The organism is Thalassococcus sp. BH17M4-6 (assembly GCF_049323015.1).
Classification (GTDB): domain Bacteria; phylum Pseudomonadota; class Alphaproteobacteria; order Rhodobacterales; family Rhodobacteraceae; genus Puniceibacterium.
In genome coordinates this window covers 375,009-398,277 of sequence record NZ_JBMPGU010000003.1, presented here as the reverse complement: position 1 = coordinate 398,277, position 23,269 = coordinate 375,009, and the positions used below count along the sequence as shown (strand labels likewise).

Here is a 23,269-nt window from a genome sequence, read left to right as displayed (position 1 = left end):
ATGGCGTGGCCGCCTTCGGCCTCGATTCCGCGCCGGGAGCTTTGCTTGTACGTCCGCGTCAGGCTGCTTGCACGATCCAAACGGTCTGCGCCCCGCTCTAGCTTCCGATCAATTCGCGCGGGATCACAAAGTCCCGCGCGTTTCCCGTTCCGGGGGTCAGGTCCGCCCAGTTGGTGATGTCGAAATCGGCGACCAGCGTGGCGCAGGTCGGATAATCCTGAAATCGTGGATGATCGGGCGCCGATTTGACCAATGCGGCGGCGAAGAAAGCGATGCCGGGATTGTGCCCGACCATCAGGACGCAGTCCCCGCGCGCGGCGCGCAGACTGGTTAGCATGGTGTCTGGCGCGGCATGATAGAGCGCATCTTCAAAATTCGTCGCAGCCTCGACACCCGTCAGCGCCAGCGTCTCGCGGGTCCGCGCGGCCGAGGAGCAGAGCACCTGATCCGGCAGGTAGTCGTTGTCGCGCATCCAGTCGCCGAGGGCGCGGGCGCTTTTCCGGCCCCGCGCGTTGAGCGTGCGGTCGTGATCGTCGCCGATCATCGACCAGTCCGATTTCGCGTGCCGCATGAGGATAAGACGCATCTGCCGCTCCCAACCGTTCCGGACTCAGTCTTTCACGAAGGCGGCCATGTGGAAAGCCGACTGTGCGGGATGCCTGCCAAACCGCTGCGAGATCGGGCAGGCGCGGCGCACGAGACATCCGCCCTGCCTGCAATCCGCGCCTTCGGGGCCGCGTAGGTGGGCCTGGCAAGCGGGCACGTCGTAGGGTGCGCCGCGGCGCAGCGCGTCGACAGGGCAGGCGGTTTCGCAGGGTTTGGTCGTACAGGCAGGGCAGGGCGATGGTGCCGGGGCGGGCAGGTCCATGACCTGCGGCACGGCAACCGCGCCGCGAAAGCTGATGAAAAGCCCTGCCTCGCCATGCACCAGAAGCCCGACGGGCGACGGATGGCAGCCCCCGGCCACGGCCCATTTCAGGAACGGCGCATAGGGCGGACCGTCGTAGGGAAAGATCGCCTGGCCGCCCCAATTCCGCGCCAGCGCGCCGATCACGCGTTTGGACCAGCGGTCAAGCGGATGCGGCTCAGCGTCCTGAATCTCGGGTGTCGTGCGAAACATCGGCCAGAAGGCAGGTTCGTCCGGGCCAAGCAGGATCAGTGTTCCGCAACCCTTTGGCAAGGCATGCCCGGGTTCTGGATGAAAGGCGCCGCGCACTCGCAGCCCGCAGGCGCGCGCGGCGGCGTCCAGCTCTGTCAGCGTCACCCGGCAGACCGGGGCGGCAGATCGGCGGATTTGATCAGCGATCCCGCACCGTGTTCGGTAAAGATTTCTAGCAGACAGGCGTTCGGCACGCGCCCGTCGAGGATGACCACACCGCGCACGCCTTCTTCCAGCGCCTTGAGCGCAGTTTCGGTCTTGGGGATCATGCCGCCTGCGATTGTGCCGTCATGGGTCATTCCGCGCACCTCGTCGGGGGTCAGCTGCGTCAGTACCTCGCCCTCCCTGTTCTTGACGCCCGCCACATCCGTCAGCAGCAGCAGCCGGTCGGCCTTGAGCGCGCCTGCGATGGCACCGGCGGCAGTGTCGCCGTTGACGTTGAAGGTTTCCACCGGGTCCATCCCGGTGGCGACGGGCGCGACGACGGGGATGATGCCCGCGGACATCAGATCGCGCAGCACCTGCACATTCATTTCCACAGGCCGCCCGACCCAGCCCAGTTCCGGGTCTTCCATTTCGCAGACCATGAGGTCGTCATCCTTGCCCGACAGGCCCACGGCGCGGCCGCCTTCGTCCATGATCGCCTGCACGATGCGCTTATTCACCAGGCCGGTGAGCACCATTTCGACCACCTCGACAGTGGCCTGATCGGTGACGCGCTTGCCGCGCACGAATTCCGACTGGATGCCGAGCTTTTTCAGCAGGTCGTTGATCATCGGCCCGCCGCCATGCACGACCACCGGGTTGATGCCCACCTGCCGCATCAGCACGATGTCGCGGGCGAATTCGGCCATGGCATCGGCATCGCCCATGGCGTTGCCGCCGAATTTCACCACCACGACAGCGCCGGAATAGCGCTGCATGTAGGGCAGGGCCTCGGATAGCGTGCGGGCGGTGGTGATGAAATCGGGGTTCATGGCGCGTGTCTTCATCCTTGGATCCCTTGAAACATGTGGCCCGTGTTATCGGGCCTCACCGCGCGCGGTGCAAGGGGCGTCAGATCAGCGTGGCGATGATCGACCGCAGAAGCGGGATGCCGTCGCCCTTTTCCGAACTGGTCAGCACGATTTCGGGATAGGCCGCGGGATGTTTCGACAGCTTCTCGCGGACCTGCGCCAGGGTGCGGTCGCGGTCCTTGTCCTTGATCTTGTCGGTCTTGGTCATCACCACCTGAAAAGTCACGGCGCTGCGGTCCAGCAGCGTCATGATCTCTTCATCCACCGGCTTGATCCCGTGGCGCATGTCGACCAGCACGAAGGCCCGGCGCAGGCTGGCACGGCCCGAAAGGTACTGTTTCAGCAGACGCTGCCATTTCTCGACCACCGCGACAGGGGCGTTGGCAAAGCCATAGCCCGGAAGGTCGACCAGGTAATGGTCGTCGGCAAGGGTGAAAAAGTTGATCTCTTGCGTGCGGCCGGGCGTGTTCGACGCCCGCGCGAGGCCCTTGCGGCCGGTCAGCGCGTTGATCAGCGACGATTTCCCGACGTTCGAGCGGCCGGCAAAACAGACCTCGATCCGGTCGTCGGGCGGCAGGCCCTGCATCGCGACCACGCCTTTGAGGAACTCTGTCTCGCCCGCGAAAAGGCGGCGCGCGGCCTCGATCACGTCCGGACCGGGGTCTTCTGCGATGGGAAAGGGAAGCTGCATGCTAAAGCCGCCGCACGGTGTCGCCGGTGGCCACATCGCCCGCGCGCACGACCTCGGCCCGGACGGAAAAGTCGCGGTGGCCCCAGGTGTCAAGTACAGACAGCGTGTCGGCATCGCGCTGGCCCGTGTCGGGGTTCGTGGTGGTGGCAAGGCACCGGTCGGTGCGTTCGCGGACCTTGAAGATGGCGCTGCCGATCTGCACCTCGCGGTCCAGCCAGTCGAACTCCTCCCACGGGGCAAGGCCGTCCATCCAGATGTTGCCGCGCCAGCGGTGGATCGACAGGGCGCGGCCCAGCTTTTGTTCGACCGCCCGGTGCGAGGACATGTTGCAGAGCGTCACGCTGGCGAAATCGCTGTCGACCATGCCGTGCTGCCGCGCCCGGATCAGCCGCGCGGACTGCGCCCGATTTTCCGGCATCAGCGGCTTGACCCATTCCAGGAACGCTGCCTCGTCACGGTCGGGCGCGATGGTCAGATCAGGCCGGTCGGGATGGCGCAGGGTGATGGTTTCTGCATCCTCGTCCAGCTGCGCGGTGATCTGCATCAGTGCCGCCACTTTCGACACCCGGCTGAAATTCTGACAGGGCACCCAGACGCTGCCATCGGCATCGGATTTTTCATGTGCCACGGCCCAGACGCGATCCCATGGCAGGGTCTGCCCGGCGCTGAGCGTCACCCGCTCAAGCGCCTCGCGCCCGTGGCTCTTGATCGGATGCCGCCAGATTTCCGTGACGCGGGCGGTCATTTCTTGTCCGATTCGCCCGCTGTCTTGTCCTTCTTGAAGCTGGACCGGATGTTGCCGAAGACGTCAGGCTTGTAGCCCTGGCTGCGCATGATCAGGTACTGCTGCGTGAAGGTGATGGTGTTGTTGGCGATCCAGTAGACCACCAGCCCGCTGGCAAAGCTGCCCAGCATGAACATGAAGACCCACGGCATCCAGGCAAAGATCATCGCCTGGGTCGGATCGGTCGGTGCCGGGTTCAGCTTTTGCTGCATCCACATCGAGATGCCCAACAGCAGCGGCAGGATTCCGATGAAGATCAGCGCGATGATCGACTGCGGATCGGGCGCGCCCCAGGGCAGCAGACCGAAGAAGTTGAAGATCGAGGTCGGATCGGGTGCCGACAGATCCTGAAACGGTCCGAAGAACGGCGCATGGCGCAGTTCAAGCGTGACGAAGATCACCTTGTAGAGCGAAAAGAAGATCGGGATCTGCAGCAGGATCGGCAGACAGCCCGAGGCGGGGTTGACCTTGTTCTTCTTGTAAAGCTCCATCATGCCCTGCTGAAGCTGCTGGCGGTCGTCGCCGGCGCGCTCTTTCAGCTTCTCCATCTCGGGCTGAAGTTCCTTCATCTTGGCCATGGAGACATAGGATTTGTAGGCCAGCGGAAAGAGGATCGCCTTGATCAGCAGCGTCAGCGCGATGATCGCCACGCCCATGTTGCCAATTAGCAGGTTGAAGTTGTGCAGCAGCCAGAAGATCGGCTTGGTCAGGAAAAAGAACCAGCCCCAGTCGATGCTGTCGATGAACCGGTCGACCCCCTGGTCCTGGTATTCGCGGATGGTTGCCCATTCCTTGGCCCCAGCGAACAGCTGCGTCGTGACCTCCTGGCTTTGGCCCGGCGCCAGCGACAGCGTCGGCATGACCGCTTCGGTCTGCAGGATGTCGCGGCTTTCATCGTATTTCGCCACCGCCTTGAAGGCAGACCCGGGCGACGGGATCAGCGTCGTCATCCAGTAGTGATCGGTAAAGCCGATCCAGCCGTTTTCGGTGATCTGGAACACCTCGGCCCGCGCGCCTTCGCTGGGCACCACGGGCAGGTCGGGCAGGTCGTCATAGCCGGTTTCGGTCAGCTCGCCATCCGCCATGGCGATGACGCCTTCGTGCAGGATGAAGAAGTTCTTGGCATCCGCCGGCGCGCCATGGCGCGCGACAATGCCGTAGGGGGCCAGAGACGCGGTGCCGTCGCCGCCGTTTTCGACCGACTGGGTCACACTGAACATGTAGTTTTCGTCGATGCCGATGGTCCGGCGGAAGATCAGGCCCGACGGGCTGTCCCAGCGCAGGGTCACGGGGCTGTCCACGCCCAGCGTCTCACCGCTTTCGAGCGTCCAGGCGGTGTTGGCCCCTGGGACATCCTCGAGTGCCAGACCGGCCCCCGGCGCCCAGCCGTAAAGCGCGTAATAGGGCGCGGGCGAGCCAACGGGTTCGAGAAGATGAACGATCTCGGAATCCTCGGCGATCGACACGCGGTAGTCGCGCAGCTTCAGGTCGTCGATGCGGCCGCCGGTGAGCGAGATCGAACCCTCGAGCCGGGCGGTGTCGATGTCCACGCGCGGCGCGTCGCTGGCGGTCGCAGGGCCGCCCACATCGGTCGCGGCGGTGGTGCCGGGCGCCGATTGCGGGGCCGTCGCCAGTGCCGGGGTATCCGACTCCGCCTCGGTCACGGCGGGGGCGTTGGGATCGACGGCGGTGGTCTCGGGTGGCGGGAACAGCACGAACCAGACCAGTATCACAATGAAACTGAGCGCGGTTGCAAGGATGAGATTCTTGTTCTGATCGTCCATGTGGGGGGGCCACCTGTCCAGTGTACGTCACCGGGGGTTCAACAGACAGCCGGGCCAAAGGTCAAGCGGTTTCGCCGGTTTTCATGGCCTGTGCGACCAATCGTGACGGCAGATCAGGGGCCGCGGCGGCCCAGCTTTGCAGCATCGCCGATCCGGTCGCGATACTTGCGCGTCCAGTCGTCGATCTGATCGGCGGGCATGGCCCGCGCGATGCCGAAGCCCTGGACGTGATCGCAGCCCAGCTGCGCCAGCAGCGCGTGTTCGCCGATGCTTTCGACCCCCTCGGCGAGCGTTTCGAGGCCCAGCCGATCAGCCATGCCGAGGATCGCCGACAGCATGCGTCGCTGTTCCTCGTCCCGGTCGATGCGGGTGACGAAACTGCGATCGATCTTGACCCGGTGCACCGGAAACCGCCGCAATGCCGCGATCGACGCTGTGCCGATCCCGAAATCATCCAGGTCGATGTGGCAGCCCAGCTTGGTCAGGTTGGCGATGTTGCGCGCGATGGTGCCGTCGCAGGTTTCGGTGATCACGGTTTCCAGCACCTCGATCCCCAGCCTGGCGGGGGGCATGTCGAACCGATCAAGCTCCCACGCGATCTTGTCCACGAGCGCCGGGTTGCGCAGTTCTGACATCGAGAAGTTCACGCTCACGCGCGGGATCTCGCAGCCCGCCTTGTCCCAGGCGCAAAGCGCGGTCAGCGCGTTGGTCACGATCACCTCGCTCAGCCGTTCCATGCGGCGATCATCCTCGAGCGCCTGCAGGAACTGCGGCGGTGCGATCAGGCCGCGGTCCGGATGCACCCAGCGCGCCAGGGCCTCCACCCCGCTGATCCGCCCGGTCGAGGTGCAGATCTGCGGCTGGAACCACGGCTGGATCTGGCCATTCTCTAGCGCCTGCGACGCGGCAGAGCGCAGATCCGCCCGGGCGGTCCGTGCGGCCCCGAGCCTGTCTGACCAGGCCCGGATCGCGGAGGGGCCGTTGGCGGCCGCTTCGGCCAGTGCCGAGGCTGCCGAGTCGAACATCTCTTCCCCCGATGCGGAGGGCCCGAGCCGATTGGAGCTGCAAAAGCCGATGGAGGCCGAGAAAAAGCAAGTCGTGCCAGAGATCGCCGCAGGCTCTTCGATCGCGGATTGCAGGCGCCTGGCCATCTGCAAAAGCGATTCCAGATCCATCCGCGGCGCGGGCGAGGCCAGGACCATGAAGCGCGCATCACCCAGACGCAGGGCCCGGTCGTCGTTGCGCAGGGTGGTGCGCAGGCGCGACAAGCAGAGGTCCTGCGCCGCGGCCATTGCCTGTTCGCCGTGCCGCTGCAACAACGGCGCAAACCCCTCGACCTCGATCAGGAGGCAGGCGGTCGACAGGCCGCCACCGCGCGCCCGCGCCAGCATCTCTTCGCTCAGGTGGTGGGCCTGACCGATGTCGGCAAGGTCGGCCTGCGGCGCGGCGGAGGCGGAGCCACGGGCACCGTCGAACCCGCCCGCCAGGGCGAAAAGCACCGGCAGCCCCAGCGCCACCGCCAGCAACACAGGCTCCCCCCCGATCCAGAACGCGGCGAGGACAGCGGCGGGGATCAGCGCCAGCGCATGTGCGCCCGAAAGCGCCCGTCGCGTCCTGTCGCGCAACCGCTGCCCGCGTTTGAGAAGCTGGAAAGACATCTGTTCCCCCGGTCCTGACTGATTCTGGATTCGGACAGGGCCAGACTAGGGGCCGAAGATAAGCCGGAAGTTAACGCAGGTCGGGAATGTCGAGGCCGGGCTGCCGGTCCTCGGGCGCGCCGCGGGCCAGACCGGCAAAATCAAAGAGCTTCGGGTCGAGAAGATGCGAGGGCCGGGCGTTCATCAGCGCGCGGAACATCACCTGGCGGCGGCCGGGGCTGTTGGCCTCCCACCCGTCGAGGATCTGCTTGACCTGCTGGCGTTGCAGCCCGTCCTGCGACCCGCAAAGGTCGCAAGGAATGATCGGGTAGCCCATCGCCCGGACGAAGCGGTCGCAATCGGCCTCGGCCACATGGGCCAGCGGGCGGTAGACGAAAACGTCGCCTTCCTCGTTCAACAGCTTGGGCGGCATGGTCGCCAGCCGCCCGCCGTGGAAAAGATTCATGAAAAATGTCTCGAGAATGTCGTCGCGGTGATGGCCCAGAACCACAGCACTGCAGCCTTCCTCGCGCGCGATGCGGTACAGATGCCCGCGCCGCAGCCGGGAACAAAGCGCGCAATAGGTCCGGCCCGCGGGCACCTTGTCGACCACGACCGAATAGGTGTCCTGATACTCGATCCGGTGCGGCACCCCCATCTTTTCCAGAAACTCCGGCAGCACCGTCGCCGGAAACCCCGGCTGGCCCTGATCCAGGTTGCAGGCCAGCAGATCGACAGGCAGCAACCCGCGCCACTTCAGTTCGTGCAGGATTGCAAGCAGGGTATAGCTGTCCTTGCCGCCCGACAGGCACACCAGCCAGCGTGCGCCAGGTTCGACCATGCCGTAGCTTTCGACCGCCTCGCGCACGTTCTGCACGATGCGTTTGCGCAGCTTCTTGAACTCGGTGCTTTTGGGGGCACCGTGAAACAGGGCATGGATGTCGTTGGCATCATCAAGCATGCGCGGGGCTTACTGCAGTTGCCCGCGTCGGGCAAGAACCATGGCCTGGTCCTTACTCCTTGCCGTTGTCGCCGGGCACCGGGTCATACCCCGAGCCGCCCCAGGGGTTGCAGCGGCAGATCCGCCAGGCGGCCATCGCGCCGCCGCGTAGGGCGCCGTGATGCTTCAAGGCATCCAGCGCGTAGGCCGAACAGGTGGGCTGAAACCGGCATCCGTGCCCGACCCAGGGCGAGAAGACCAAGCGGTAGCCGCGCACCGGCAGCGACAGCAGATAGGCAAGCGGGCTCATCCGTGCAGCTTTTTCAATGCATAGCGCAGATCGCCCTGCAGATCGGTGAAGGGGCGGGCGGCGGTGGCCTCGAACCGGCCGATCAGGACATAATCCCAGCCCGGGCGTCCCACCTCCGGGAGCACCAGCCGGGCAACCTCGCGCAGGCGACGCTTGGCGCGGTTGCGCGCCACGGCATTGCCGACCTTCTTGGAACAGGTAAAGCCCACGCGGATCGTCGGGTCGTCGTCATCCCGGGGACGGGCCTGCACCATCATGCCCTGCGTGCCCTGTCGGCGGGCGCGGGCCGCGGCCAGGAAATCGGGCCGCTTGCGCAGGATACCAAGCTTTGGACATGACGAAACCGCCGGGGGCGTGTTCCCCGCTGCGATATCGGGGGCCTCCGGCGGTGTCATGGCGTCGTCGGTCTGAAGCGCTTTAGGCGCTCAGCGACTTGCGGCCGCGGGCGCGGCGTGCATTCAGAATCTTGCGGCCGGCCTTGGTGGCCATGCGTGCCCGGAACCCGTGGCGGTGCTTGCGCACGAGGTTCGAGGGTTGAAAGGTGCGTTTCGACATCGCTCCGTCTCCGTCCATATGGCGCGCGCAAGCGGATTCGCACGGGCCCAATCATTCGAAGCCCGGTCTATAGAAGCCCCCGGCAGATGTGTCAAACGGCCTAGGCGCGAAAACTGCAACATTTTGCCCGTTCCGGTGCGGGATATGTTTCAATCCGGCGCAGAAGGGGCGCAATTGTCACGCCTCGCGTCACCGGGGATCAAGCGCCCGTGAGATGGCTGTTGTTTGCGCGCCACGCTGCGCATGTTCTAGTCATCCGCAACCCCTGCCGCAAAGGCCCCGAGATGTCCGATATGACCCAACCACAAGAAAAGACCGGCTTTGCCCGCTACCTGCCATTGATCCTGATCGCCGTCGTTGCGCTTGTGGGGGGGTGGTTCCTGCGCGACTACCTGACCTTCGACACGCTGCGCGACAACCGCGAGGCGTTGCTGGCCTTTCGCGATGACAACTATGTGGCCACCGTGGCGGTCTTCATGCTCGCCTATGTGATCATCGTGGCGTTTTCGCTGCCCGGGGCCACCATCGCGACGCTGACGGGTGGCTTCCTGTTCGCGACCTTCCCGGGCGCGCTGTTCAATGTGACGGCCGCGACGCTGGGGGCCATCGTGATCTTTCTGGCGGCGCGCTGGGGTCTGGGCGAACGACTGGCCGCGCGGATGGAAACCGGCGAGGGCGTGGTAAAGCGCATCAAGGACGGGATCGACGAAAACCAGTGGTCGATGCTCTTTCTCATTCGGCTGGTGCCCGCTGTGCCTTTCTTTGTGGCGAACCTCGTGCCCGCGCTGGTGGGTGTGCCGCTGTCGCGCTTTGCCATCTCGACCTTCCTGGGGATCATCCCGGGGGCCGTGGTCTATACCTCGGTGGGGGCGGGACTGGGCGAGGTGTTCGAGCGTGGCGAAACGCCGAACCTTGGCATCATCTTCGAGCCGCAGATCCTTCTGCCCATCCTGGGCCTGTGCCTGCTGGCCGCCCTTCCCATCCTCCTCAAGGCCGTGCGCGGCAAGAAAGGTCTGTGATCCATGGAACGCATCAAGACGGATATTCTGGTGATCGGCGCAGGCTCTGGCGGACTGTCGGTCGCGGCGGGCGCGGTGCAGATGGGCGCGGATGTGGTGCTGCTGGAAGACCACAAGATGGGCGGGGATTGCCTGAACTATGGCTGCGTGCCGTCCAAGGCGCTGATCGCCAGTGGCAAGGCCGCGTGGGGGCAAAGCCATTCCGAGGTCTACGGCGTGGCCAACGTGACCCCCAAGGTCGACTATGCCGCCGCCAAGGATCACGTGCAGGGCGTCATCGCCGAGATCGAGCCGGTGGATAGCCAGGAACGGTTCGAAGGCCTCGGCGTGCGGGTCATCCGTGAACGCGGGGTGTTCGTCTCCGAAACCGAAGTGCAGGCCGGCGATCATCTGATCGAGGCGCGGCGCATCGTCATCGCCACCGGATCCTCGCCCTTCGTGCCGCCGATCCCCGGGCTGGATACGGTGCCCTACATCACCAACGAAACCCTTTGGCAGCTGCGCGAACAGCCCGACCACCTGCTGGTGATCGGCGGCGGCCCCATCGGGATGGAGATGGCGCAGGCACACCGTCGTCTGGGCAGCAAGGTCACCGTCATCGAAGGTGCGACGGCGCTGGGCAAGGACGATCCGGAACTGGCCGCTGTCGTGCTGGAAAACCTGCGCGCCGAGGGGATCGAGATCGCGGAGCATGCAAAGGCCAAGGAAGTTCGCGGCAGCGCCGGGGCGATCGAGGTCGAAACCGAAGACGGTGCCGTCTTCAAAGGCACGCACCTGCTGATGGCGGTGGGGCGCAAGGCCAACACCGACGGGATGGGCCTCGAGGCCGCCAAGATCAAGACGACCCGTAGCGGCATCGACGTCGATGCCAGCCTGCGCACCTCGAACCGCAAGGTCTATGCCATCGGCGACGTGGCGGGCGGGCTGCAGTTCACCCATGTGGCGGGTTATCACGCCGGAATCGTCATCCGTTCGGCGCTGTTCGGACTGCCCGCCAAGGCCAAGACCGATCACATCCCCTGGGCCACCTATACGAACCCCGAACTGGCGCAGGTCGGCCTGACCGAGGCGCAGGCCAAGAAAGAGCATGGCATGAACCTCGAGGTCGTGCGCTTTCACTACGAACACAACGACCGCGCCATTGCCGAACGCAAGACCAAGGGCCTGATCAAGGTCATGGTCGTCAAGGGCCGCCCCGTCGGCGTGTCCATCGCGGGGTATCAGGCGGGTGAGCTCATCAACCTCTGGGCCCTGGTGCTGGCCAACAAGCTCAAGATGAAGCATGTGGCGAACATGGTCGCACCCTATCCAACCATCGGAGAGGTTAACAAACGTGCCGCAGGAGCCTATTTCTCGCCACGGCTGTTCGACAGCGCGCTGGTCAAGCGGGTCGTCGGGCTCGTGCAGCGCTGGTTGCCTTAGGAATTAGGAAAGGGCCGGGTCCGGGGTCATGCTCAATTCGCTCTCTGGTCGTTTTCTGATCCTGACGACGGTTTTCGTCATGTTGGCCGAGGTGCTGATCTTCGTGCCGTCGGTCGCGCGCTTCCGCGAGGATTACCTGCTCGACCGGCTGGAACGGGCGCAGATCGCGTCGCTGGCCCTGCTGGCGGATGACATGATCGACCGCGATCTGGAAGAAGAGCTTCTGCTGAATGCGGGCGTCTTCAACGTGGTGCTGCGCCGCGACGAGGCCCGGCAGCTGGTCCTGTCCTCGCCGATGCCAGGGGTGGTGTCGGCGACCTATGATTTGCGCGATGCCTCTGCGCCCGAACTCATCCGCGACGCGATGATGGTGCTGTTCGTGCCCGAACCCCAGATGATCCGGGTGATCGGCAACCCCCTGCGCGACGCAGGCCTGCTGATCGAGGTCACGATGGAAACCGGCGAGCTGCGCACCGCCATGCTGGATTACGGTCTGCGCATCCTCGCCTTGTCGGCCGTTATTTCCGTGATCACCGCGTCGTTTCTGTTCCTTGCGGTGCGCCGGTTGCTGGTCAAGCCGATCAAGGGGGTCGTCAGCCACATGCGCAGCTATGCCTGCGCGCCTGAAGATGCCCGCCGGATCATCCAGCCCTCGGCCAGCGTGCGCGAGCTGCGCGAAGCCGAAGAAACGCTGCAATCTCTGGAGACCCAGCTGTCCCAGGCGCTGCGGCAAAAGGAGCGCCTGGCCCAGCTGGGCGGGGCGGTGGCGCGGGTCAGCCATGATCTGCGCAATATCCTGACCTCGGCCCAGCTCTTCACCGACCGGATCGAGATGTCCGAGGATCCGCAGGTCAAGCGCATGGCGCCGAAGCTGGTCAATTCCATCGCCCGGGCGGTGTCGCTCTGTGAAACCACCCTCGCCTTCGGCAAGGCCGAGGAACCGGCGCCGATGCTGACGCTCTTCAACCTCGCGCGGCTGGTGGACGACGTGCTGGACAGCGAACGGTTGGCCATCGGCGAGGACGACATCAGCCTGAGCGAGGAAATTCCCGGCCAGATGATGGTGCGCGGCGATCCCGAACAGCTGTATCGCGTGGTGTCGAACCTGGTGCGCAACGCCCGGCAGGCCATCGCTGGATCTGGACAGCCGGGCGAGATCCGCGTCGCCGCCCGCACCAATGACAGCGCCTGGGTGATCGAGGTCGCCGATACCGGGCCCGGCCTTCCCCCCAAGGCGCGCGAACACCTGTTCCAGCCATTCCAGGGCGGGGTTCGCAAAGGCGGTTCGGGCCTGGGGCTGGCGATCGCGGCGGAACTGGTGCGCGGCCATGGCGGCACGCTGATCCTGGCCGATAGCGGACCGACCGGATCGCGCTTCGAGGTGCAGCTGCCGATGGGATCGATGGGCTGAGGGCGGGGCGCCCGGGCGCTGCGCTGCAATGGCAGAAAATGTATTGCCGCAACGGCTTAAGCTTTTGACCGGAGTGGCGTAACCGGCGCATTCTGCGGCATACGGGGTTGGCGGTCCGTGTTTTCATGTAACGAGTCCTGCAAGTGGCACGCGGTCTGGGACTCTTTGTCTGGGAGTTGCAGTCGTGATGTCGCACAAGACGTTTTCAAGAGATGCTTTGAAGGCCGGCCTTGCCGCGCTGCTGACCGCCGGCCCGGCGCTGGCGGATGTCGTTCTGACCACCGATCAGGCCATCGTTCAGAACGATATGTGTATGGGAAATGACTGCCAGAACGCCGAAGATTTCTCGACCAGCTTCGAGGAACTCAAGCTCAAGGGCACGAGCGTGCGGCTTCGGTTCGACGATACCAGCACGAACCCCAGTTTTCCGGATCGCGACTGGGCGATCGAGACGAACGGCACGTTGTCGACCGATCCCGAGGAATTCCGCATCGAGGATGAAACCGCCGGCACAAGGCCCTTTCTCATTCAGGGCGGTGCCCCGTCGAATTCGGTCTACGTGGCCAGCGACGGCGATGTCGGGCTGGGCACGATGATGCCGCAAACCGATCTGCATGTTGTTTCTCCATCTGGCTCCGCAGCGCTGCGTCTGAACGGAAGCGGCGTGGCGTCAAGCTGGGATATGATCGGGGGGAGCGGCGGTTTCATCCTTCAGGATGTCGGGGCGGGAACGCAGCCTATCGTCCTGGACCCGGGCCTGCCCAATGGGACGATCCTGGCCACCCTGGGACGGTTCAACGTCAACTGGGAAGATACCGACATGGATTTCCAGGTCTGGGGAACCGATGGCAAGACCACGTTCTTCGGGGATGCCGCGACCGGGAACGTCGGCCTGGGGATTTTGTCGCCTGTGGCCCCCCTGCACGTCAGCCGCGCCGACGGCAGCGCGCGGGTGCTGGTGGAAAACACCGGCGGCGATCCGGGCGTCGCGCGCGAGCTTTTCAAGCTTTCATCGAACGGCGGGGCCTATTTCACCTTCGAAAATACCAACGCCGGCACCACGTGGTTCTTCAACCATGAAAACGCTGCGCCCAACCGTTTCATCATCGCCGATGGCGTGGCGGACGGGCCGGAGCTGACCCTGACGGCGGATGGCGACATGACGATTCCAGGCCGGATCTTTACCGGCGGCTCCTGTGCTGCCGGCTGCGACAGGGTGTTCGACGCGGATTATCCGCTGCCCAGCTTTGCCGAGCAGATGGCCGCGATCCGCGAGAAGGGGCATCTGCCCAGTGTCGGCCCGACCGACGAGAACGGGCCGTTCGATCTGTCGGGTCTGTCCACGGGGATGCTCAACGAGCTTGAAAAGGCCTATCTCTACATCGATCAGCTCAATGCCGCGCACGAGGCCGAGATGGCAGACCTTCGCGCCGAGGTCGCGGCACTCGCCGCCACGCTTGAGGCGCTCCGGCCCGTCGTCGCCGATTGATCGCGTCTTTCGGTGGGCAAGCGCCGCGCCCGCGGCCGAATAAGTTTTCCCTTTTGCCCGCATTGGCCCTTGCAAAGCCGACCGGCCTCTAATAATTCCCGACTCCACGGACCGATAGCTCAGCTGGATAGAGTACTTGACTACGAATCAAGGGGTCGGGGGTTCGAATCCTCCTCGGTCCGCCACCTTGCACTTTTGACGAATTCGAACGGGTCGCCTTGGGCGGCCCTTTTTGTTTGTTCGCGGGGGACGAGGTGGTTTTGTTGCTCTGACGGCTTTCTTTCGTTCGCGCGCCTATGCCTTCTTTGGGCGGTATGGAATGGGCGCGGACCGTTGCGATTTGTTTCGCGACGTTAAAGCAGAGCGTTAACGTCGCCCCGCGCGCGCGCGTGCTGCTTTGGCACGGTGACATGCCGGTTGCACCGAAATGGCTTCCTGCGGCCAGCCGACAGGATCGGCTCGATCCGGCACCTCCGGGTTGTATGGAAATACCCAACTGAATTTGTCGGATTGACATATCCGACTCTTTCACTCAGTCTTGTCTTCAGTCCAGCCACCCCGAGTCATTCTCGGGCAGCCCGACACGTGAACCCGTTGCACCTGTCATAAGAGGACGTCGTGATGCCGCACCCCGTAAAACACTCTGCCACTCCTTGCATGGCCGCGCCGCTGGCATCGACCTTGGACGAGGCATCGCGATGACCTTTCATGCTGCCCCGCCGAAGCGCGCCGCCGTGCCGGTGCTGCCCACCTATGCTGTCCGCGACCTGACCGAGGGCGGCGACCTGGCGCAGATCGTGCTGGACGACCAGACCTACACCCTGCGGATCACGCGGGCCGGCAAGCTGATCCTGACCAAATGACGGGCAATGTTGACAAACGCGGCGGCACGCCGGTGGGCCATGTCGCGGACCTGGACGGGATCGAAGCCGCGTCGGTGATCTACCTGCGGCTTTGGGGCGACGGGCCCGAGGCGCGGGCCCGGATCTGGGACGACTTCGCCGCCGCGCTTGGGGCCGCCCGGGGCAGGGCGGCGCTCAAATCCTTTGAAACGCTCTGTGCGCTTTGTGCCGAACACGGGCGCCGCCCGCTGATGCGGCATGCGGTGGCCTGCAAATGCCTGGGCGCCGACGAATCCTGCTTTGCCAATTTCATCGCCACTGCCGCCACGGGCGAGCGGGAAGATGCGATGCTGATCGCCACGCTGCTGGTCCGGGTCGACATGGCCCCGCTGATCGCGTCGCTGGCCGCCGATGTCGGCTTGGCGCTAAGGCAGATGCGGATCGCGGCACCGCGCGATCTGGCGCCGCGATACCCACACCAGACACTCCACTGAACCAACGGGACGGACTTCATGATACGACAGACCCTCACACTCTCCGCTCTGGCGACGCTTGCCGCACTGCCCGCCCATGCGGTGGAACCGGGCGAGGTGCTGGACACCTATGCCGACATCGCCGCCGCCACCTACGAAGACAGCCTGATCACCGCGCAACGCCTGCAGGACGCGGTCAACACGCTGGTGTCTGACCCGTCGGCCGGGGCGCTGAACAAGGCGCGCGCGGCCTGGCTTGCGGCGCGGGTGCCGTACCAGCAGTCCGAGGTGTTCCGGTTCGGCAATCCCATCGTCGACGACTGGGAAGGCAAGGTGAACGCCTGGCCGCTCGACGAAGGGTTGATCGACTATGTCGATGCGGCCTACGCGGGCCCGTCGGATGAAAACGCCTTTGCCGCGCTCAATGTCATCGCCAATCCGACCTTTATCCTGTCGGGGCAGGAGGTCGATGCCACGGCGATCACGCCCGAGTTTCTGGAAATCTCCCTGCACGAGGCCGACGGGGTCGAGGCGAACGTGGCCACCGGCTACCACGCGGTCGAATTCCTGCTTTGGGGGCAGGACCTCAACGGTCACGAGCCAGGCGCCGGAAACCGGCCCTGGACCGACTACGCCACAGGTGACGCCTGCACCGGCGGGCACTGCGACCGGCGTGGGGCCTATCTGAGCGCTGCCACCGATCTGTTGGTGTCGGATCTGGAGTACATGGCCGCGGCCTGGGCCGAAGGCGGCGCGGCGCGGTCGGATCTGATGACCGACACCGGCGCAGGGATCGCCGCGATCCTGACCGGGATGGGGTCGCTGTCCTATGGCGAAACCGCCGGGGAACGGATGCGTCTGGGCGTCATGCTGAACGACCCGGAGGAAGAGCATTCCTGCTTTTCCGACAACACCCACAACGACCATTTCTATGACGGCGTGGGCATCCGCAACGTCTACATGGGCGCCTATGTCCGCGCCGACGGATCACTGGTGACGGGGCCGTCGCTGTCCGATCTGGTGGCGCAGCAGGATGCGGCGCTGGACGCGGAAATGCGCGGCAAGCTCGATGCGGCGGTGCTGGCGCTCGCGCGCATCAAGATCGCGGCCGAAGCCGGGTTCGCCTATGACCAGATGCTGGAACGCGGCAACACGGCGGGTGAGGCGCTGATCATGGGCGGAGTCGACGGTCTGATCGACCAGACGCGGTCCATCGAACGGGTGATCAAGGCCCTGGGCGTGGACGGCAGCGCCATCGAAGGATCGGACAGCCTGGATGATCCGGGCGCGGTGTTCCAGTAGGTCGCCCGTCTTGTCACAGAGCCCGAGCGTCCGGTCGCATCCGGGCCTCGGGCCCAAACCGGGATAGGAAAACATGCGCAGCTTTTCGCAATCGGGATGGAACATGCCGGGCACCCTGCTGCTGATCGCCCTGCTGGCCGCGTCCGGCGCCCGGGCCGGTGACCCTTACGCGGGGCTGGATGACCCGCATCTGGCGGTGATCCCGCGCACCGGGGACGAGGCCGCGCGGATCGCCGTCGCGACCGCCCTGCCGCAGGATTTCCACGCCCCGCAGCGGTTCGAGGATCGGTCGGCCGGGGCCGCGACGGTGCGGGCAAGGTCCGATGCCAGCGCCTTTTCAGAGCCCTCGGGCAATATCAGCTTCGGGGGCGAGCTGGATTTCAAGGTCGGCAACGGGCTTTTCCGCAAGCTTTGGGTCTCGTCGCCGTCTTCGACCCTCGCCTCTGACGGGCTTGGGCCGCTTTTCAACGCGCGCTCGTGTCAGCGATGTCACATCAAGGACGGGCGTGGCCATCCGCCCGAGGGGCCGGACGATCCTGCGGTGTCGATGTTCCTGCGCATCTCGATCCCCGGCAGCGAAGAGGATGCAATTGAAGAGATTGCGGACTACATCGCCACGGCGCCCGATCCGACCTACGGCACCCAGCTTCAGGAATTCGCGGTACAGGGCCATCCGTCCGAATACCGCCTCTCGGTACGCTACGAAGAACAGGCGGTGACGCTGGCGGACGGCACGACGGTGTGGCTGCGCCACCCGACCTACGAGGCGGTGAACCTCGGGTACGGACTGCTGCACCCCGATGCGATGCTCAGCCCGCGGGTCGCGCCGCAGATGATCGGGCTGGGCCTGCTCGAGGCGATCCCGGCCGCCGATATCCTGGCCCGGGCCGATCCCGACGATCTGGACGGTGACGGCATTTCCGGCCGCCCCAACATCGTGTGGTCCTCGGAATTCGACCGGCCGATGCTGGGCCGCTTCGGCCTCAAGGCGGGCAATCCGACGATCCGGGAACAAAGCGCCGGGGCCTTCGTGGGCGACATCGGCATTTCGAACCCGCTGTTCACTGCCGGAAGCGGCGACTGCACCGATCTGCAGGCCGACTGCCGCGCGGCGATCCACGGCGATGGCGACGCGCGGGGGTTCGAGATCGACGCCGAAGGGCTGGACCTTGTCACCTTCTACAGCCGCAATCTGGGCGTTCCGGCGCGGCGCGACATCGACGACCCGCAGGTGCTGCGCGGGAAAGAGGTGTTCTACACCACCGGCTGCACCGCCTGCCACACCCCCAACTTCGTGACCCACCGGCTGAGGGATCAGCCTGAACAAAGCTTCCAGCTGATCTGGCCTTATACCGATCTGCTGCTGCACGACATGGGGCCGGGGCTGGCCGACGACCGGCCCGAGGCGCGCGCGACGGGGCAGGAATGGCGCACCCCGCCGCTTTGGGGCATCGGCCTGACCCGGCAGGTCAGCGGTCACAGCTATTTCCTGCATGACGGGCGCGCACGCTCGATTCTCGAGGCGGTCCTGTGGCATGGTGGCGAGGCACAGACCCAGCGCGATGCGGTTGTCGCCATGCCGACGGCGGACCGCGCCGCGCTTCTCAGATATCTGGAAAGCCTATGAAACGCACGATCCTTGCCTTTGCCATCTGCGCCTGGCCCTTGGGGGCCGCCGCACAATCGGTCGTTGCGGACGTGGTCGAGGGGCACATCCTGCCCCGGTTCGAAACGCTCGCCGCGACATCGCAAAGTCTGGCCGACACCGCGGCGCAGGATTGCGACCCGGGGTCGGACGCGCTTCGACAGGCCTTTGGCACCGCCTTTGACGCCTGGATCGCCGCCAGCCATCTGCGCTTCGGCCCGACCGAGGTCGAGGAGCGTGCATTCGCCCTCGCATTCTGGCCCGACAGCCGCGGCGCCACGCCGCGCACGCTGGCCCGCCTGATGGCAGAGGCCGATCCCGTTGCCAGCGACCCCGACCGCTATGGCGAGGTGTCGATTGCCGCACGCGGGTTCTACGCGCTCGAACTGCTGCTTTACGACGACGCGCTGGGGCAGGGCACCGATCCGGCCTATCGCTGCACCCTGATCCGCACGGTCACCGCAGATATCGCGGGGCTGTCCGCCGCCATTTTGGACGACTGGCAGCCGGGCTATGCAAAGGCGATGGAAAACCCCGGCCCCGACGGCATCTACCGCAGCCGCGAGGACGCGCTGCAAGAGCTTTTCAAGGCGCTGACCGCGGGCCTGCAGTTCACCTCGGACACCCGGCTGGGCCGCCCGCTGGGCACCTTCGACAAGCCAAGACCCAACCGGGCCGAGGCGCGCCGGTCCGGCCGGTCCGCCGCGCATGTGCGAATCTCCCTGACGTCGCTGCACGATCTCGCGGTGCGTCTGGCCGCGGGCGACAGCGCTCTGGTGGCGGAGTTCGAAGAAGAGTTCGATGAGGCGCTGGCGCAACTCGATGCGCTCAACGATCCGGTCTTTGCCGGTGTGGCAGAGCCGGGCGCGCGGCTCAGGATCGAGGTTCTGGCGCAGGCCATCGACGCGATCCGCAACACCGCCGCCGAATACCTTGGCCCGCGCCTCAGCGTCGCGGCGGGCTTCAACGCCTTGGACGGGGATTGAAACGGATGACGCAGACCGGACGACGGCACTTCATCGGCGGACTGCTGGCGGCGGGGCTTATGCCCGCCCCGACCTGGGCGGACGCCGGATCGCCCGCCTTCCTGTCGGCTGCCGCTACCGCTGACGGGGCGCATATGCTCTGCGGGATCGGTGCGGACCTGGGGATCGTGTTCCAGCGTCCGCTGCCGGGTCGGGGCCATGCGGCGGCCGCGCATCCGACGCGGCCCGAAGCGGTGGCCTTTGCCCGCCGCCCGGGTACCTTTGCGGTGGTGATCGATTGCCGGTCCGGCGACGAGCGCGCGCTGTTGCAGGCGCCGCCAGGCCGCCATTTCTTTGGCCACGGCGCGTTTTCGCAAGACGGCGACCTGCTTTACACCACGGAAAACGATTACGAGGGTGGGCGCGGGCGGATCGGCATCTGGGATGCCGCCGGCGGCTACGAGCGCATCGGCGAATTCGACAGCGGCGGCATCGGCCCGCACGAGATCAAGCGGCTGCCAGGCACCGACACGCTGGTCATTGCGAACGGCGGCATCGACACCCATCCCGACAGCGGCCGGGCCAAGCTCAACATCCCCACCATGCGCCCGAACCTGGCCTATATCGAACGCGGCGACGTGGTCGAGCGTGTAGAGCCGCCCGAAGCCATGCACAAGAATTCGATCCGGCATCTCGCCGTCAGCGCCGCGGGCACGGTGGCCTTTGGCATGCAGTGGCAGGGCGAAGGCAACCCGCCCGCGCTGGTCGGGCGGCATGACCGGGGCGGGCAGATGACATTCATGCAGGCGGATGACGACGCACTGCGGCAGATGGCGGGCTATATCGGCAGCGTCGCCTTCGGACCGGACGGCCGCAGCATCGCCGTCACCTCGCCGCGCGGGGGGCGGGTGCAGGTCTTTGACAGCCGCACCGGTGCGCTGACCGCATCGACCGCCATCGCGGATGTCTGCGGGGTCGCGGCGCAGGCTGGCCAGATCATCACGACCTCGGGCACCGGCGCGATCCGGCGCCTGGGGGGCAGGGCGCGGGAAGGCGACATGCGCCACCCGTCGCTACGCTTCGACAACCACCTGATCGCCTTGTCCTGATCCGGCCCGGGTCAGGCGAAATCGACGAACCGGTTGAACGGCATCTCGCGCAGCCGCTGGCCGGTGGCGGCAAAGATCGCACCCGCCAGCGCCGGGGCGGCGGGGGGTACCGGGGGTTCGCCAATGCCCAGCACGCGCGATCCGTTTTCCAGCGCCCGCACCTCGATCCGCGGCGACTGGTACAGGCGCATGGACGGGAAGGTGTCGAAATTGGCCTGCTGCGCCGCGCCGTTTTCATAGGTCGTTTCGCCCATGATCGCGTGCCCGAGCGCCCAGATCACCCCGCCCTGCACGAGGTTTTCAAAGTTCACCGGGTCGACCAGCGTGCCGACCTCGGCGGCGACCCAGACCTGGTCGAGCACGATGCCCGCGTCGGTCACCGAAACCTCGACCACCTCGGCACAGGGCACGCCAAAGCTGCGGGTCAGCGCCACGCCGCGACCCTTGCCGTTGCCCAGCGGACCGGCCCAGCCCGACATCTCGGCCACGGCCTCCAGCGCCTGCCGCGCCAGATCGTCGTTGCACAGACGCAGCCGTTCCTCCAGCGGATCGGCCCCCGCGGCGTGAATAAGCTCGTCCAGTGCGGCGTTCTGGAAGAACCCGCCCGAGGACGCCCCCACCGACCGCCAGGATGAAATCGGCGCAAGCGCCGGCGCGCGGTAGCCGCTGACACGCAGGTTGGGGATGGCAAAGGGCGCGTCCCAAGCCCCCGCCACGATCTGGCTGTCGGGGCCGGGGGCGGGCTGGTTCTGCCGCCCCAGTTGCGAGGCCATGACGCTGGGTGACGCGATGCCCAGATCCATCGCCGTCACCTGCCCGCCCGACACCGCCCCGCGCATCCGCGCCATGGCGATCTGGCGCGGGAAGTCGTGCAGCATGTCCTCTTCGCGCGAATAGGTCAGCTTGACCGGTGTGCCCTTCATCTGAACCGCGATCTCGGTGGCGTATTTGACCACTTCGTCCTCGAGCCTGTGGCCGAAACTGCCGCCCATCATCTGCGCGTGCAGGGTCACGTCCTCGGGCTCGAGCCCCGCGATGCGGGCGACGTTCTGCTGCACAAAGCGGGGGATCTGCGTGCCGGTCCAGACCTCGGCCCCGGCGTCGTCCACCCGGACTATGGCGTTCAGCGGCTCGAGCGGCGCGTGCACCAGGTAGGGCGCGCGATACTCGGCCTCGATCACCTCTGCGCCATCCAGCGCCGCGTCGATATCGCCATCGTCGCGTTTGCGGCTGTCCAGCGCATCCTGGGTAAAGGCATCCGACAGTGCCTGCCAATGCGCGTCCATCGTCGCGGGCATCGGCGCGGGGGTCCAGTCGGCCTTGATGCTGTGGGCGGCACGCATGGCCCGCCAGGTGTTGTCGGCCACCACGGCGACGCCGCCGGTGATCGGCACCACCGCCTGCACGCCGCGCATCGCCAGCGCGTCGGTGGCGTCATAGCCGTTGATCCCGCCGCCCTGCGCGGGGTTGAGCAAAAGTGCCGCATGCACCATCCCGTCAACCGCGCCGTCGATGCCGTAGGTCTGCGTGCCGGTGGATTTGGCCACGATGTCCAGCCGCTGCATCGGCTTGCCGATGTAACGCCAGTCCGACGGCGCGCGCAGGGGCACATCCTGCACCGGTTCCATCTCCGCAACTTCTGCGGCGAGATCGGGATAGGGAATGCGCTCACCGCCCGGCAGGATCACCGCGCCGCTTTCGGTGCGCAGCTCTGCAATGTCCACACCGCTGCGTTGTGCCGCCGCGGCCTTGAGCGTTTCGCGCGCCGATGCCCCGGCGGCGCGCAGCTTGTCGAACCCGTCGGCCACGGTGGTCGATCCGCCGGTGATCTGCAGGCCCAGAACCTTCATCACCGCGCCGATGCCGTCCTCGGCCACGTCGCGCAGCACGCCGCCTGCGGGCACGGTGAATTCCGCCGCCTCGGCGGCAAGCGCGGTGTTCCAGTAGACGGGCGCGGGCGGGCCGGGATCGACGCGCACCTCCGCCAGATCGACATCCAGTTCTTCCGCGAGCAGCGCCGCCTGTACGTGATAGGCGCCTTGCCCCTTGTCGGCGCGGGGGGTGATCAGGGTCACGCCGTCCGTGTCGATCCTGACATAAGGCGTCAGCGCCGCCTCGTCGGAGCCAAGCCCGCCTTTCAGCGGGTTGGGATAGGACCGCCGGACCATGTAGGTGCCAAAGGCAACGCCCCCGGCGACGGCGACCGCGCCGACGACAAAGGCGCGGCGGGTGAAGGTGCGCAAGCGGCTCATCTCAGACCTCTTTCAGGCTTTGGGCGGCGGTGCGCACGGCGGCGCGGATGCGCGGATAGGTGCCGCAGCGACATAGGTTGCCCGACATGGCATTGTCGATATCCGTGTCGCTCGGGTCCGGCAGTTCCGCCAGAAGCGCTGCGGCCTGCATGATCTGGCCCGACTGGCAGTAGCCGCATTGCGCCACCTGATGTTGGATCCAGGCCGCCTGCACCGCGTGCAGCGCCTCGGGCGTGCCAAGGCCTTCGATCGTGGTCACATCGGCCCCGTCCACGGCGCTCACAGGGGTGACGCAGGACCGCGCGGCCATGCCGTTGATATGCACCGTGCAGGCGCCGCATTGCGCGATGCCGCAGCCGTATTTCGGGCCGGTGATCCCCAACTCGTCGCGCAGGACCCACAAAAGCGGCATGTCCTCCTCGACATCGACGGTGTGGTCTGTTCCGTTGACAGTCAGCTTCATC

General features: G+C 66.1%; 23 protein-coding genes and 1 tRNA gene. 11 read left to right on the top strand and 13 right to left on the bottom strand.

Annotation, left to right across the window (positions count from 1 at the left end):
• Positions 1-97: 97 nt before the first annotated feature.
• The 11 genes from ACOXXX_RS06695 to rpmH form a co-directional block, all read right to left on the bottom strand.
• Positions 98-586, bottom strand: coding sequence for a SixA phosphatase family protein (locus ACOXXX_RS06695; RefSeq protein ID WP_422825778.1), 489 nt, complete (start codon positions 584-586; stop codon positions 98-100).
• Positions 587-610: 24 nt separating this feature from the next.
• The gene (locus ACOXXX_RS06690) at positions 611-1,264 is read right to left on the bottom strand and encodes a ferredoxin (RefSeq protein WP_422825777.1); all 654 of its coding nucleotides are present in this window, start codon (positions 1,262-1,264) and stop codon (positions 611-613) included.
• Complete coding sequence (argB, locus tag ACOXXX_RS06685) at positions 1,261-2,151, bottom strand: acetylglutamate kinase (protein WP_422825776.1); 891 nt, start codon at positions 2,149-2,151, stop codon at positions 1,261-1,263. The genes ACOXXX_RS06690 and argB overlap by 4 nt, the downstream gene beginning before the upstream one ends.
• Positions 2,152-2,215: 64 nt before the next feature.
• Positions 2,216-2,866 (bottom strand): ribosome biogenesis GTP-binding protein YihA/YsxC, encoded by a 651-nt coding sequence (gene yihA / locus ACOXXX_RS06680; protein ID WP_422825775.1) that lies wholly within the window; start codon positions 2,864-2,866, stop codon positions 2,216-2,218.
• Position 2,867: 1 nt separating this feature from the next.
• Positions 2,868-3,611, bottom strand: a complete 744-nt coding sequence (locus ACOXXX_RS06675; RefSeq protein ID WP_422825774.1) for an MOSC domain-containing protein — start codon at positions 3,609-3,611, stop codon at positions 2,868-2,870.
• Positions 3,608-5,434 carry a membrane protein insertase YidC gene (gene yidC, locus ACOXXX_RS06670; protein WP_422825773.1) on the bottom strand — a complete coding sequence of 609 codons (1,827 nt, stop codon included), beginning with the start codon at positions 5,432-5,434 and terminating at the stop codon, positions 3,608-3,610. Before yidC ends, ACOXXX_RS06675 begins: the two co-directional genes overlap by 4 nt.
• Before the next feature lie 113 nt (positions 5,435-5,547).
• Entirely contained in the window at positions 5,548-7,092 is a 1,545-nt protein-coding gene (locus ACOXXX_RS06665; RefSeq protein ID WP_422825772.1) for an EAL domain-containing protein, read from the bottom strand.
• 70 nt (positions 7,093-7,162) lie between these two features.
• Positions 7,163-8,032: a tRNA 2-thiocytidine(32) synthetase TtcA gene (gene ttcA, locus ACOXXX_RS06660; protein ID WP_422825771.1), complete on the bottom strand. Its 870-nt coding sequence runs from the start codon at positions 8,030-8,032 to the stop codon at positions 7,163-7,165.
• 52 nt (positions 8,033-8,084) lie between these two features.
• Complete coding sequence (yidD, locus tag ACOXXX_RS06655) at positions 8,085-8,321, bottom strand: membrane protein insertion efficiency factor YidD (RefSeq protein ID WP_422825770.1); 237 nt, start codon at positions 8,319-8,321, stop codon at positions 8,085-8,087.
• Positions 8,318-8,716 carry a ribonuclease P protein component gene (gene rnpA, locus ACOXXX_RS06650; protein WP_422825769.1) on the bottom strand — a complete coding sequence of 133 codons (399 nt, stop codon included), beginning with the start codon at positions 8,714-8,716 and terminating at the stop codon, positions 8,318-8,320. Before rnpA ends, yidD begins: the two co-directional genes overlap by 4 nt.
• 22 nt (positions 8,717-8,738) lie before the next feature.
• Entirely contained in the window at positions 8,739-8,876 is a 138-nt protein-coding gene (gene rpmH / locus ACOXXX_RS06645) for a 50S ribosomal protein L34 (protein ID WP_011453767.1), read from the bottom strand.
• A gap of 284 nt (positions 8,877-9,160) precedes the next feature.
• On the opposite strand from rpmH, the gene ACOXXX_RS06640 reads away from it, so the two are divergent.
• The 11 genes from ACOXXX_RS06640 (at position 9,161) to ACOXXX_RS06590 (ending at position 20,553) form a co-directional block, all read left to right on the top strand.
• Positions 9,161-9,895, top strand: coding sequence for a TVP38/TMEM64 family protein (locus ACOXXX_RS06640; RefSeq protein ID WP_422825768.1), 735 nt, complete (start codon positions 9,161-9,163; stop codon positions 9,893-9,895).
• 3 nt (positions 9,896-9,898) lie between these two features.
• Positions 9,899-11,317, top strand: coding sequence for a dihydrolipoyl dehydrogenase family protein (locus ACOXXX_RS06635; RefSeq protein ID WP_422825767.1), 1,419 nt, complete (start codon positions 9,899-9,901; stop codon positions 11,315-11,317).
• Positions 11,318-11,345: 28 nt separating this feature from the next.
• Entirely contained in the window at positions 11,346-12,728 is a 1,383-nt protein-coding gene (locus tag ACOXXX_RS06630; RefSeq protein ID WP_422825766.1) for a sensor histidine kinase, read from the top strand.
• Between the two features lie 187 nt (positions 12,729-12,915).
• Entirely contained in the window at positions 12,916-14,217 is a 1,302-nt protein-coding gene (locus ACOXXX_RS06625) for a hypothetical protein (protein WP_422825765.1), read from the top strand.
• A 108-nt stretch (positions 14,218-14,325) separates the two neighbouring features.
• Positions 14,326-14,402: transfer RNA gene (locus tag ACOXXX_RS06620), tRNA-Arg, on the top strand.
• Positions 14,403-14,915: 513 nt separating this feature from the next.
• Entirely contained in the window at positions 14,916-15,080 is a 165-nt protein-coding gene (gene hemP / locus ACOXXX_RS06615; protein WP_422825764.1) for a hemin uptake protein HemP, read from the top strand.
• A complete protein-coding gene (locus ACOXXX_RS06610; protein ID WP_422825763.1) occupies positions 15,077-15,553 on the top strand; it encodes a hypothetical protein in 477 nt (158 codons plus the stop codon). Before hemP ends, ACOXXX_RS06610 begins: the two co-directional genes overlap by 4 nt.
• Before the next feature lie 18 nt (positions 15,554-15,571).
• The gene (locus ACOXXX_RS06605; protein WP_422825762.1) at positions 15,572-16,834 is read left to right on the top strand and encodes an imelysin family protein; all 1,263 of its coding nucleotides are present in this window, start codon (positions 15,572-15,574) and stop codon (positions 16,832-16,834) included.
• Positions 16,835-16,937: 103 nt separating this feature from the next.
• Positions 16,938-18,461 carry a di-heme oxidoredictase family protein gene (locus tag ACOXXX_RS06600; protein ID WP_422825830.1) on the top strand — a complete coding sequence of 508 codons (1,524 nt, stop codon included), beginning with the start codon at positions 16,938-16,940 and terminating at the stop codon, positions 18,459-18,461.
• Entirely contained in the window at positions 18,458-19,465 is a 1,008-nt protein-coding gene (locus ACOXXX_RS06595; RefSeq protein WP_422825761.1) for an imelysin family protein, read from the top strand. The genes ACOXXX_RS06600 and ACOXXX_RS06595 overlap by 4 nt, the downstream gene beginning before the upstream one ends.
• Positions 19,466-19,470: 5 nt before the next feature.
• A complete protein-coding gene (locus tag ACOXXX_RS06590; protein ID WP_422825760.1) occupies positions 19,471-20,553 on the top strand; it encodes a DUF1513 domain-containing protein in 1,083 nt (360 codons plus the stop codon).
• A gap of 11 nt (positions 20,554-20,564) precedes the next feature.
• Here the strand turns inward: ACOXXX_RS06590 and ACOXXX_RS06585 are convergent, their stop codons facing one another.
• A complete protein-coding gene (locus tag ACOXXX_RS06585; RefSeq protein WP_422825759.1) occupies positions 20,565-22,805 on the bottom strand; it encodes a molybdopterin cofactor-binding domain-containing protein in 2,241 nt (746 codons plus the stop codon).
• A gap of 1 nt (position 22,806) precedes the next feature.
• Entirely contained in the window at positions 22,807-23,268 is a 462-nt protein-coding gene (locus ACOXXX_RS06580; protein WP_422825758.1) for a (2Fe-2S)-binding protein, read from the bottom strand.
• Between the last annotated feature and the right edge of the window lies 1 nt (position 23,269).